The sequence below is a fragment of the Carboxylicivirga fragile genome (genome assembly GCF_050589805.1).
Lineage (GTDB): Bacteria > Bacteroidota > Bacteroidia > Bacteroidales > Marinilabiliaceae > Carboxylicivirga > Carboxylicivirga fragile.
The window spans coordinates 1-13,172 of record NZ_JBNGOY010000042.1 but is presented as its reverse complement, the minus strand read 5'-3'; the positions used below and the strand labels follow the sequence as shown (position 1 = coordinate 13,172).

The 13,172-nt window shown below is 35.7% G+C and carries 8 protein-coding genes; 2 read left to right on the top strand and 6 right to left on the bottom strand.

The features are described from left to right. Positions 1–284: 284 nt before the first annotated feature. Entirely contained in the window at positions 285–1,124 is an 840-nt protein-coding gene (locus tag ACRD7B_RS16955; RefSeq protein WP_430825796.1) for a response regulator, read from the bottom strand. Continuing rightward, positions 1,105–3,516 (bottom strand): tetratricopeptide repeat protein, encoded by a 2,412-nt coding sequence (locus ACRD7B_RS16950; RefSeq protein ID WP_430825795.1) that lies wholly within the window; start codon positions 3,514–3,516, stop codon positions 1,105–1,107. Before ACRD7B_RS16950 ends, ACRD7B_RS16955 begins: the two co-directional genes overlap by 20 nt. Before the next feature lie 110 nt (positions 3,517–3,626). On the opposite strand from ACRD7B_RS16950, the gene mnmE reads away from it, so the two are divergent. Next, a complete protein-coding gene (gene mnmE, locus ACRD7B_RS16945; RefSeq protein WP_430825794.1) occupies positions 3,627–5,039 on the top strand; it encodes a tRNA uridine-5-carboxymethylaminomethyl(34) synthesis GTPase MnmE in 1,413 nt (470 codons plus the stop codon). Positions 5,040–5,165: 126 nt separating this feature from the next. Here mnmE and ACRD7B_RS16940 read toward each other — a convergent pair whose 3' ends face one another. The 3 genes from ACRD7B_RS16940 to ACRD7B_RS16930 all read right to left on the bottom strand — a co-directional run bounded on the left by ACRD7B_RS16940 (position 5,166) and on the right by ACRD7B_RS16930 (position 11,148). Beyond that, complete coding sequence (locus ACRD7B_RS16940; protein WP_430825793.1) at positions 5,166–5,468, bottom strand: adenylyl-sulfate kinase; 303 nt, start codon at positions 5,466–5,468, stop codon at positions 5,166–5,168. Positions 5,469–5,537: 69 nt separating this feature from the next. Next, positions 5,538–8,921 (bottom strand): caspase family protein, encoded by a 3,384-nt coding sequence (locus tag ACRD7B_RS16935; RefSeq protein WP_430825792.1) that lies wholly within the window; start codon positions 8,919–8,921, stop codon positions 5,538–5,540. A 28-nt stretch (positions 8,922–8,949) separates the two neighbouring features. Further along, entirely contained in the window at positions 8,950–11,148 is a 2,199-nt protein-coding gene (locus tag ACRD7B_RS16930; RefSeq protein ID WP_430825791.1) for a SpoIIE family protein phosphatase, read from the bottom strand. A gap of 87 nt (positions 11,149–11,235) precedes the next feature. On the opposite strand from ACRD7B_RS16930, the gene ACRD7B_RS16925 reads away from it, so the two are divergent. Then, positions 11,236–12,054, top strand: coding sequence for a hypothetical protein (locus tag ACRD7B_RS16925; protein ID WP_430825790.1), 819 nt, complete (start codon positions 11,236–11,238; stop codon positions 12,052–12,054). Between the two features lie 32 nt (positions 12,055–12,086). On the opposite strand, the gene ACRD7B_RS16920 is transcribed toward ACRD7B_RS16925, so the two are convergent. Then, a complete protein-coding gene (locus ACRD7B_RS16920) occupies positions 12,087–13,127 on the bottom strand; it encodes a DUF4230 domain-containing protein (RefSeq protein ID WP_430825789.1) in 1,041 nt (346 codons plus the stop codon). Between the last annotated feature and the right edge of the window lie 45 nt (positions 13,128–13,172).

Genomic DNA, 13,172 nt, shown 5'->3' with positions numbered 1-13,172 from the left:
TCACGGATAAATTGAAATGTAAAGCTGATGAAAGTAAACGTTTGTTTGATGAAAGAAAAAAAAGAATCTATGATAATGAGAAAACATAGAATATCGTATACTAAGAACGTTCGGTAATCACCATTGTTAATTTGAACATCACGCATCTTGACTTATCTCGACATTCTAAATAATCGCTCTCTAAAACACTAGAGTTATAATTTTTTTTGAGAATACCAACGCTCTAATTAAGTAAAGCCTTAATATCTTTATGCGATCGGCTAATAAGCCAAAAATCCTGCAGTTTAAAAATTTGATAAAAAGATCTCTAAATTTTGTGCCGTTTCCAAGGCCAACTTTTTGCGTAAGCGAGAGCGAGTTACTTTAACACTAGCAGGGTTAAGGTATAAAACTGAAGCAATATCTTTACTACTCATTCCCATCCTGATAAAAGCACAATACTTCAATTCGGTTGGCGTTAATCCCGGGTAAGCATCCAGTAAGGTCTTTTTAAAGTTTGGATGTACGGCTTCAAAGGCTGACTCAAATTGATCCCAGCCATTACTTTTGATTTTAAAATCTATCTCACTTTGAATCTCACATAAAATATGCGAATCAACATTATGTAATTCTAAGTGATTGGCTAAATGAGAAATCTTGTTTTTAATTTCAACATTAAACTCATTTGCTTTAATTAGATTAACCGCATTATCTGCTAATTTTTTATTCTTTAAATCAATCATCTGCCGATGGTATTGCGTTAGTACCAAGGCTGAATGCACACGTGCCTTCAATTCAACAGGGTCAATGGGTTTACGCACATAATCCATGGCGCCGGCATCAAGCGCTAATTTCAAATTATCAGAGGTAAGCATAACGCCAGTAGCAATAATAACTGGAATATCGCGGGTGATTGTATCCGACTTCAAAGCTTTCATTAACTCAATCCCATTCATATCAGGCATATCCCAATCTGTTACAATCAAATCAGGTAGTTCCTTAATGGCAATAGTCAAAGCTTTTGAACTAATATTAGTCTGATAAATGGTACAATTTTGGTACGATTGCTTTAAAAAGTGAACAATGGTTTGTAAACTTTCTACCTTATCGTCAACCACCAATATTTTATAATTCGAGTACTTCATTCATTTGATTTATTAACTCGTTGTATCTACTCTCATCACAAACCTGAATAGCCTCACGCAATTGCTGCAACCAAGATGAAACCTCACAAATACCTTTCTTATCAAAATCTGAAATGACTACTTCAAGCTCCGATAGTTGATATAACTCCATAGATTGCATTGTTTGTAAAAACTCAACCAGGGTATTTTTACAATCAATGGAAAGAGAATCAATCCTGGAATGATTCTCTTTAATATCTTCAATAACAGATGACGGACTTTCTTCGACATTTAAGCTAAGAATGAAAGTTGCTCCCTTATTTAATTCAGATGAAACGTCAATGCTTCCACTATGAGCTTCAATAGCCATTCTGCAAAAAGACAAGCCCAAACCGGTTGATTTCAAACCCGTATCAAAGCCCTTGGAACTTTCAAAACGGTCGAATATTTTGCCTTGTAAATCTTCGCTAATACCAGGTCCCTGATCGCTAATTTTAAAGGTAAACATTCCACTTTTCACTTCTCCTTCACAAGTAATAATCCCATCCAGAGGAGAAAATTTAATGGCATTTGATAATAAATTAACCAATACTCTTTTTATTAACTCTGCGTCTACTTCTAACAACACATCCTGAACAGAATCATCTTTAATGGTAAGCGATCTGGTTCTTGCCAAAAACGACACTTCTTCAATGGCTTGAATGAGAATTTCAGAAAAATGGCACTTGCCCTTATTAAGTTCTAATTTACCTTGTTCATACTGATTCACATCAAGCATATTAAGCACTAATTGCAGCATCTGCTTACCAGCATTAATAATCATATTATCCTTGTCGGGAACATCAAGTTGTTTTGGTAAATTGATAATCGTATTTAAAGGATTTTTCAAATCATGCACCAACATACTATTGACATCATCCTTAAAGTGGGTAAGCTTTACCAAATCCTCATTCACTCTCTCTAACTCTTTGGCCTGATGAGTTATTTCCTCATTTCTATTTTGCAACAGTTGATTGGTTTTAGCAACTCTAATCTTAGACTTGTAAAACTGGAAAGCTAACACAAGAACAAGTAGTAATACCAAAGCTAATAATAAACTGTATATATTTCGCAACTTAATTTGGTAGCTTATTATCTCATTTTGTTGAAGCAGATTAAGGTTTTTAGCAACTGTTTCTTTTGTCAGATACTTCACCTCAAGATTAGCTATCTGTTTATTGGTCTCCTCATTTATTTGCTCATCCTCCAAGACATTAAATTTCTCTAAATAATCAATGGCGAGTTCCAGATTTCCAACACTTTTATAACATGAATAGAGCCCCTTGTATACACGTAACAACTCAGAGTTATCAATTATTTTTCGCTTACTCTTTAAAACAGTAAGATAATAATCAATTGCCTTTATATGCTCTCCTTTATCTTTAAACAGATTTGCAATATTAACTTCGGTATGAATAATGCCACTTTTTAAACCTAGTTTCTTTTTTATCTTCAATGATTCTTCGAGATAATACAAAGCTTGTTCATATTCTCCTTTACTCTTATGAATGATTCCTATATTGTTATAGCTGCGTGCAATTCCTGCTTCATCATTAACTTTCTTTTTAATATCCAGCGATTGTTGATAATAATCCAAAGCTTCGTCGTATTGCTTTAAACCTTCATAGGCCAAACCAATATTATGCAAAGGATAAGCTAAACGCGAAAGATTGCCTAACTGCTTTCTTACCTCAATTGACTCCAGATGATATTTAATGGCAGTTTTATGCTTACCTAGATGTCCATATAACAAACCATGATTAGACAGTATCTTGCTCAAGCCATATAAATCATTTTGCTCACGACATAAATCAATGGATTTCTGCGAATACTCCAAAGAACTCAAATAGTCACCAATACGCTTATACAGAAGCGACATATTACCATACAGCATGGTTAATAATTCCTTATCATTTTCCAGTTCCGGCATGGCTAATGCCTCATCGAAACACTTACTGGCCTCAGAATAATTTCCTTGTTTATAATTCAATAAGCCAAGGCTATTTAAAGTACGGCCAATTAATAATTTGTCATCCAGCTCCTTAAATCTGACTAATGCTTCTTTATAATAATAGTAGGCTGAATCTCTGCGATGAAAGCGGCCATGGACTATACCAAAGCCCAGGTAAGCCTGTGCCATTAACGATTTATCATCAAGGCTTTCGGCAAGAACAACAGCCTGTTTAAATGCCTCTTCCGCCTTCGTAATCTTTTTATTTCGCCAATAATTACCTAACTCAATGTACCATTCTGTTTTTGCTTTTACATCATTTGTTGAATTGATAAGAGCCTGAATACTATCCGCTTCATTGGCATGAGCAAACGGTAGTATCAATAGCATCAACAATGAAATAAATAGGCGATTTTGAAGCATAAAAATAATTTAACAATGTAAATTTACTATAATTTTTGAAATAGTTCATTGAATTAATAATCCTATGAAACCATCTATTTTACTAATTTTGCACTAAATACTATTATCAGATGCAATTTAACGATACAATTTGTGCCATATCAACTGCTCAAGGCATGGGAGCCATTGCTGTCATCCGTTTATCTGGAGCTGAATCTTTTTCAATTTGTCAATCAATTTTTGAACCAGCTTCGAAGAATAAAATTCTAGCTGATCAGAAAGCTAACACGGTGCATTTTGGCTCTATTGTCAATGAAGAAACAAATATTGATGAAGTACTAATAAGTATTTTTAAAGCGCCTCACTCCTTTACAGGCGAAGACATTGCCGAAATAGCTTGTCACGGTTCGCCCTATATACAGCAGCAGATTTTGCAATTGCTTATTAAAAAAGGAGCACGCCTCGCCACTCCTGGCGAATTTACTCAGCGTGCATTCCTAAGCGGCAAAATGGATTTGTCGCAGGCTGAAGCTGTGGCTGACTTAATTGCCTCTCAAAGTGAAGCAGCAAGACGTGTTGCACTGCAACAAATGCGTGGTGGTTTCTCTAACGAATTAATCAATCTACGTGCGCAACTGTTAAACTTCATCACCCTTATTGAGCTCGAACTCGATTTTAGTGAAGAAGATGTTGAATTTGCTGACCGATCAGAACTGAGTGAGCTTGTCAATAACATTGAATCCTTAATTAATAAATTGTGTCAGTCGTTTTCCTTGGGCAACGCCATAAAAAACGGTATTCCAGTAGCTATTGTTGGACATACCAATGCAGGCAAGTCAACTTTACTCAATACGCTATTGCAAGAAGACAGAGCCATAGTATCAGACATACATGGTACTACACGCGATGTAATTGAAGATACCATTAACATAGAAGGCATCACATTCCGTTTTATTGACACAGCCGGTATTCGTACCACCAAAGATAAAATTGAGAATCTAGGTATTGAACGTACTTATAGTAAAATTGACAAAGCCAATATTGTTTTATTAATGTTGGATGTGAACGATCCGGATGAAAAAATACATGAGGCCATCACCAATGTTAAGAGTCGACTAACGGAAGGGCAACAACAGTTGATCGTGGTCATTAATAAAACCGATTTATTAGAAGATATCGTGGTCGAAAACCGTTTCGATCAAGCTGCATTTCGAGAACTAAATGGCATTGACTCTCTTGTACCCATTTCGGCGAAAATGCAAAGCAACATTGACACGCTCACATCGGAATTACTTAAAACAGTTAACCTAACCGCTTTAGATAACGATGAAGTAATTGTTACCAATGCCCGTCACTACGAAGCCCTTTCAAAATCGCATGAAGCTATCTTGCGCGTAAGTGATGGTCTACAAACTGGCTTGTCTGGCGATTTGCTATCACAAGATATACGTGAGGTTTTACATTTTCTAGGCGAGATAACTGGTCACATCAACACTGACGAGGTATTGGGCAATATCTTTAAGAACTTTTGTATCGGAAAGTAAAGCCGTAGCTAATTTATTGAACACAAAAAAGGGAAGTACATGTATAGTTTGGGAGGAGGATCAGTCTTAATATTGGAAAGCTTACAGTATTAGATTATCAGGAGTGTCAGATGGAAAAACACTCTCTCAATCCTTAATCTTTGCAATTATTAATTGCATAATCATTTTAATACTTTCTTCAAGTTCAACTAGGGAAGTATCGATTGTTAAATCAGCATTTGTTGGCTCTTCATATTTTGCAGAAACACCTGTAAAATTTGTAATATCCCCTACCCTGGCCTTTCTATAAAGACCTTTCACATCTCGCTTTTCACAAACATTAATTGGCGTATTTAAAAATATCTCCGTAATATTTTCTTGGCCTATGATATTACGTGACATTGCACGAATATTTTTAGTAGGACTTATAGTCGCACAAATTGTAATCATACCGCAATTAAAGATTTATTACATGGGTAACGTAGGAAAATTAGTCAATCTCAAAAAGGATTCTCATATTTACTTTACTATTACGATTGGAAAGTCCTGACCAAAACTATAACCAGTAGGATATTGAGGGGTTAACATGTATTTATCCGTTAGCTCTGGGACACGATCCTCTACGTATGCGCGTAACTCATTGGCAGTAATTTTTTCATCACCCGAAATACCATCAGCTTTCCCTTCTAAACCCTCTAATATAGCATAAGTAAATATACCGTGCCCTAGCTCTTTCGCTTCCGATGCATATTGAACAGCACCACTGGCTAAAAGAAAATAGGTGCCAGTGCTACGTGCCAACTGAGCAATGGCTTTTTCGCGATTCCCTCCTCGTGTTTGAAAAGTAGATAAGGCTCCTCCCGACTGACAGGCATCGAGGATAAACATCTGCTTACGTGCGGGTATTTCCTTCGATAGCTCTAACATTTCCTTTGCCGACAATGCCTTTTGTGTCAACATTGCTTTATCGCCATACATTTGGGTGACATCATGTGGAATAATGTAAAAATCTTCGTCGCTATTCTTTGACAAATTCATAACACCGTGCCCTGCATAATAGAAAACAAAAACATCTTGTGGCTCTGATTTTAATGCGATGTTGGCAAAAGCTTCTGTTAGTGACTCCTTGCTCACCTCATCATTACTTAAAAATACTTCTTCAACATCCCTAAAAATAGCAGATGAGCTCTTTCGGATAGCTTTGGTATAAGCTTTCGCATCGTTAACCGCATACGATAAATTATAAGACGGGTTTTTATATTTATTGACCCCCACCGATAAAATAAAAAGTTTAGCATCTGTTTCCACTCCATCATAATGAATCTTAATGGATGAAGGGGCTGATTCGGTACGTTGTTTACTATAGGCGATGGCTGTAATATTGTTTTCACCTGGAGCTACAGCGATATTAATATGCTGCTTTACTTTTTTACCTCTACGAATACTTGATTTAGAAAATTGTTCGCTATAAACCAGCTTCTCATTGTTAAACACCCTAAGCTCATCCAAGCCACTTCCTTCATCAACAAGCGCAACTGTTAAATCAATTTGATTCTGAAACCATGCTACCGAATCAGTCTCGGATAAATGATTGTGAAAATTCTCATCATGAATATTTAAGTGAATAGAAGGTGCAGTATTAATTTGCGTGGTGATATCATTTTGTTCGTCCAGAAAATATTCACCTGCATTGATACGTGTAATAAGGTTGGGCGTATAATACTTTTCAAATAAACTTTCTACTGCCACCACTATGAGTCCCGACACATAATTGATATTCTTTATGGCCTCGGGTGTCCCATCAAAATATCCTCCAGGTGTTTTCGCTAACCAATTATCCCTATCTATTTGAATATAGGTATAAAGCTGCGTATAGTTAGCCATATCCCACACAATAATTTCGCCATCAACACTACAAGAAACCATACGCTGACTTGCAGCGTCAATTTGTATGGAGGAGACAGCCCCCGAATGAGCTTTTAAAGTTCTAATTCTTTTTCCACTCGTAGGATCCCAAATAATGATACTTCTATCATTACTTCCCGATGCAATAAATTCACCATTGGGTGCAAATGCCAGTGAATATACTCCAGAGCTGTGTCCACTTAATTTGTTCACCAACATACCCGAAAACAAATCCCACATTTTAACCATTCCATCTAAACTGGCAGTCAGCACGTACTTACCATCGGGACTATAACAAATGTCGGTGGCCAGTTTAGTGTGGCCGATTAAGGATCTAAATTGTTTCGCTACATCCACCTCCCACATACGAAGCTGCTCACTTAGGTCGCTACTAAGCACATATAAATCGTTAGGTGTAAAAGAGACTCTATAAGGTGATGCTTGATCCAAATGAGCTGAGCTATGAATCTTTCCTGTTTCAAGCTCCCATATTCTTAAACTTGAATCCCAGCTACCACTCACTATTTTGGTTCCATCATTACTAAACCGGGCATCAAAAACCAAATCACTATGCCCTTTATAAGTGCGTTTTAGCTTTCCTGTTTCGACATCCCACAGTTTCAGTTTTCCATCGGCACTGGCTGTAAGCAATAATTTACCATCAGGACTAAGATCTGTACTTATTACTTTCTTCGTGTGCCCTTGAAACCACTTCTCCACTTTACCATTTTCAAGGTTGAGCCTAAAAGCTGTTGAGTCGATGCTTCCTTTTACCAAAAACTTACCATCACTACTCAATGTTATTCCTGACTTCAAACCAAGGTAGCGAAGTATGTTGGTATGAAACCAATCGCCTTGTTTAAAAGGTATGCCATCTTGGTGCTCCTTATTCAGGTATCCTCCTAAGTGTTTTAACGATTTTCCAGATGATAAACTCCAAAGTGCCGTCCTATTAAATGTACCAGTTGTTAAAATCGATTTACTATCAGGGCTTATAACGGGTATGCATTCCAGACCATCGAATGATAAGTTTAATAACTCCTTACCGCTTTTAATATTCCATACCCACATTTCATCGTCGGCAGATAACACAACATTTTCATCATTAGGACTAAACTTAAGCTCATCAAACCAATCGGCGTCAGTTTCAAATTGGGCAACAACCTTACCTGTTTTTATGTCCCAAATAGTTACCGGTGCATATTTTGATGCCGTTGCCATGTATTTACTATTATGACTGAACACCAAATAACTTTTACAACCATCGCAGGGTTTATCTACAGTGGCATTTAAATCACGTAACTTCTCTCCCGTTTTTAAATCAAACAAAAGCACTTCTTTCTTTTCGGTAGCAATAGCAACATACTTATTATTGGGGCTAATGGCATAGTCGTACGGCTTATCGGCCTTAAACGAAATTACAGCAGCACTATCTTGTAGATTTACGCTTACCATCTCGTTTCTATCCACATATTGCAGAAAAGCATTACCGTCGTTAGTAAATGATTGCTTAGATATTACAGCCGAATAATGCTTCTTGTAATCTCCAATAAGCTGGCCAGTGTTGGCATCCCAAAGGCTTAGCAAATTACGGTCATCAGCCGTAATTACTTTACTACCATCAGGTGTAAAACAGGCCTTCTCCAACTTATTATCAATTTGCATCTCGGCCAATACCTTACCCTTTATCACATCATATACAATGGCTTTATTATCATTTGAAGCACTCACTATTTTAGTTCCTTCGGCATTAAAAAAAACGGAACGAATGGCTTCGGTATGCATCGTAAAGTTTCTAATCTCTTTTCCACTTTTTATATTCCACAGCTTTAAGGTATTATCAGCACTACCTGTAATGGCATATTTTCCATCAGCACTAATATCAACACAAGTCACATAACGAGAATGTCCTTTCTGAAGAACGGTCTGAATAGGCTCTTGCGAATAAGCCGTATAGAAAAGAAGAATAGAAAGAATGGAAATTAATGCTTTTTGCATATCTAATAATGTATAATTTGACTGTAATCTATTTACCAACTAACTTAAAACCAACCACTAATACGTCGTCAATCTGTTCGTCGTTCCTCATCCATTTATTTAAAGTGGAATTCAAAGTATCGCTCTGTTCATGCATGGGTTTCTGATGAATATCCAATAATAATTGTTGAAAGCGTTTCACCATAAATTTCTTTCCTTTAGGTCCGCCAAATTGATCGACAAAACCATCTGAAAACATATAAAAAAAAGTCTCTTCATCCACCTCAAAGGTATGTTTCACAAACTCTTCCTTCTCATATCGGCTAATCCCAATGGGTTTCTTATTGGCTTTAATACGCGTTGCTTCGCCATCCTTAATGATGATTAACGGATTTTTGGCACCTGAATACGAAACACTATTATTTGTTTTATCAATCACACACAATGCCATGTCCATTCCGTCCTGATTCTGAGTCTTCTCCTGTTTAAGTGCCAGTTGAACTTCTTGACTCAATCGCTCCAATATCAATTCTGGCGAAGTAATGCCCTCGCGTAAAACTATTTGGTTTAAAAGTGTATTTCCCAACATGCTCATAAAGGCACCGGGTACGCCATGACCAGTGCAGTCAATAGCAGCAATAATCGCTTTATCTTCATGCTCAGTAAACCAATAAAAATCACCACTTACTATATCCTTTGGCTTTAACAGAATAAAAGCATCTTGCACCACTTCATTTAACTGTTTACTATCAAGCAACATGGCTTCTTGTATTCTTAACGCATATTGTATACTGTCCGTTAAATCTTTACTCTTAGCTTCAATCTCTTTATTTTGATGAGCAATTCTCACATTCTGTTCGCCCAATAAGATATTTTTATGCGAGACTATGCGATTAGCTCTTCGTTTGGAGCGATATAGTATATAAAGCACTATAACGATTACCAGAATTAAAACAATCATTCCGATCAAATAGAATCCCATCGATTTCTGTTTCTGAATGGTTAGCTCCTTTATTCTATTCTCTCCAATAAGAATCTTGTTCTCCTTCTCTTGCTTTTCTGTTTCGTATCGCACATTAAGCTCCTCAACAACACTAGCTATGTTTTCATTGATGATTAAATCAGAATGTGATTTATAAAGCTCATGGTAATGCAGTGCCATTTTATACTTCTTTTGATCAGAGTAGATATGGTAAAGCAATTTATAACCCTCTTGTAACAGCTCACGATCTTCAATTTCGTTTGCCACGTGAATACTTTTTCTAGCAAAATTCTCTGACTGATCAAACCTTTTCCAATGGTAATAGAGGTCAGCTATTCGGTAATAAACCAGTGCTATTCCTTTTTTATCTCCGGCACTATTTTTAAACTGCAAGGCATGAAAAAAACTTTGCTTAGCTTGTTCCAACTCATTGTGTAAAAAACTAAGCAAACCTATTTGATAATAACAATTCCCTATACCGATCTTATCAACTAAATTTATTTTTATCTCCAAGGCTTCGTTAAACATCTCCAGAGCCGTGTCATAATCTTCTTTATAAAGATAAACCCCTCCGATAGAATAGATACATTCCGACAAATTTTGTTTTAATTGTTTATCCAAAGGATTCTCGAATAACAAAGTTTGGTATTTCTTTTTAGCCGTACTAAAATTATTCATCGCCTTATCGTGCTTTCCTATTTTCACAAAAAGGCTTCCTAAGTTAAAGTATCCATTTGCTAGCTCCACATAGTTACCCGTCTCCTCACTTATTTTTATAGATTCCAAACGATACTCTAAGGCTCTATCATAAATACTCCATTCTTGATATATAAGTGAAACAATATTTAATGACGAAGCCACCTTATCCAAGTTATTCTGTTTCTTATCTGTTTCTAATGCTATTATAGCCGCGTCGAGTGCCGATTGGAACATGCCTTTATTAAAATACACCAAACTAAGGTTGTACTTTAACGCAGAAAATAACTCCTTGTTCTGTATATTAAAAGCCTTCTGTGCACCTAAATCATAATAAAAAACGGCACTATCCAAAGCATTTATTCGGTGATAATTAGTCCCAACTTCTTTTAATAATTTTATCTCTTCAATGGCATCTATTGATGATATAGAAGCTCGGTATTCAAGCAAGTCATTTTGTATTTTCACGTTAATCGAATCGTATAATAGCGATGAAGATTCATCTTGACCAGATGCAACAAAATGTTGTGAACAGATTAAAAATATTATAATGGTTTTAATAATTTTCATGGACGCAATTTAAGTAAATCAATACAACACAAAGCGTTTAAAAGCCAATATTTAGTACTATTTTTGATTTCACTTTTATGGAGATTCATGAAAATAATAACATTATTACTTGGCTTTATTAGTCTAGTTCAATTATGCAACGCGCAAAATGAAGAAAAGTATTCAGCCATGATTCTTACGCTTGATGGCGAAGGGGTTTTGATTCGTGACTCGAAAGAAATTAATCTTGAGTTACCTCAGCGCTATCTCGAGAGTGACCAATTAAAAGTGAATAAAGGAAATGCTAGCATCATGTTATTTTCTGGTGAAGAGATTAATATATCCGCTGTATCTGATTACACTATCCCTATTGAAGACACCCCTAAAACCTCTGAACTATCAAAAATGGCTAACACCAATAAATCAGGTAAAAGTTTGCTATCCCAATCAGGTGTGGCTTATCAGATACGTGGTACGAGCGCTGTTTTTCCAGGCTCTTCAAAGGTTTTATTCCCAAAGAACATTGCATTAACCATTAATTACGACAATATCAAAGAATTAAACCTATCGTTAAAGCTCATTGACTCACAAACACAGAAGCTTGTTTATCAAACCTCCATAACGGAAAGTATTGTTTCTTTAGCAGAAGCTGACGTTAAAACAGGCAAATCATACCATTGGATAATTAGCAATACTCCAAGCGGGAAACCTGAAATAGGCACAATTATAATAGCAAAGAATAAGCAACTGCAGGAACTTAATATAGTAGATCAGCCAAAGTCTCATTATGAATATATGAATACTATTTCAAGCTACTACAATAAGCATTTTTATTTTGAGGCTTTACAAACAATAAATCAAGCTATAGATAAATATCCAAGCCATAAAATATATCAAATCCTTAAAAAGGAGCTGTTAAAAGAATAGATTGACAAAACTCTAAAATAAATGAAGGTTCACTATTCGTCTTTACTTCCAAATTTATCTTCAAGTTGAAACAATAATCTATCCATATGAACTTTACTTAGTTCATTGGTTACAGAATCCTTAAATACCGTATTAGGTCGATTTAAAAATCTAACTATCCCAGACACTAAACTATCCACATCGCTTGCAACGTAAGCATGAAGATCATCCAATTCAATACTGTTGTACCATAAAGAATCCGTCAAACTAATCTTATCTGCTTGTTTAATTTTTAAATAATCCAATGAATCAATTTGATCATCGTTAATTATATCGTACAGCACAGAGCTTCGTGAATGAACTTGAAATTTTACATCATTTACATAGTACTTTTTTCGCTTTATCGAATCCATAAAAGCACTTAAAACATAATTGCCCCCAATTTTTGAATCATACTTAGCATGATAACGTAATAAAATAGAATCCAAAGCAACCACATCTTTATCAATAAGGCTATCATTCAGAAATGCATTTAAATTATAGCTAAGGTAATTCGAATAGAACCTAAGATCTTTCAGGTCCTCTTCAATTAGAATATCGAAAAAAGCTTTAAGCTTAGTTTGCGCATTCTCTTTGGCTTTCTCTAATATTTGTTTCTCCTGAGCCTGAGCCTTTAATTTATTCAAACAGTTTCTTTTTACCTTCTTAGTATACTCCGGATTGTACAAACCTCCCTTTTTAGCCAGTACAAACTCAAAGCCCTCAACACCTTCTTCGGGTATAAACCAAGGATTAATGGTAGTACTTATTATTTCAGGCTGTAAGCCAATTAAATAAATAGTTTGCCGCCTTTTGTTATAGATAAAGTTCTTTTCATTAAAACTCCCAAAATCAAAACCCGCTTTTACCCATCCACGGCCAATCATTACCAGCTTTGATTTTTTATATTCTTTTATACTTCGTTTTTTTACATCTTCGTTAAAAATAGCTTGCAGCTCATCAGTTTTAACCTTATTAAACTTGTCTTTCCATTCAAAACGATTATTGGAATTACAAATAAAAACCGGACGTTTTTTTAAGACCTTAAGCCGCAATTAAAACTTGGTAATAATTTAATTCATATTCAATGGGAGTTACAT

Excerpts from the sequence above, each read along its gene's own strand:
- ACRD7B_RS16955 (WP_430825796.1), bottom strand. The coding sequence starts at position 1,124 with ATGAAGTACTCGAATTATAAAATATTGGTGGTTGACGATAAGGTAGAA.
- ACRD7B_RS16950 (WP_430825795.1), bottom strand. The coding sequence starts at position 3,516 with ATGCTTCAAAATCGCCTATTTATTTCATTGTTGATGCTATTGATACTA.
- mnmE (WP_430825794.1), top strand. The coding sequence starts at position 3,627 with ATGCAATTTAACGATACAATTTGTGCCATATCAACTGCTCAAGGCATG.
- ACRD7B_RS16940 (WP_430825793.1), bottom strand. The coding sequence starts at position 5,468 with ATGATTACAATTTGTGCGACTATAAGTCCTACTAAAAATATTCGTGCA.
- ACRD7B_RS16935 (WP_430825792.1), bottom strand. The coding sequence starts at position 8,921 with ATGCAAAAAGCATTAATTTCCATTCTTTCTATTCTTCTTTTCTATACG.
- ACRD7B_RS16930 (WP_430825791.1), bottom strand. The coding sequence starts at position 11,148 with ATGAAAATTATTAAAACCATTATAATATTTTTAATCTGTTCACAACAT.
- ACRD7B_RS16925 (WP_430825790.1), top strand. The coding sequence starts at position 11,236 with ATGAAAATAATAACATTATTACTTGGCTTTATTAGTCTAGTTCAATTA.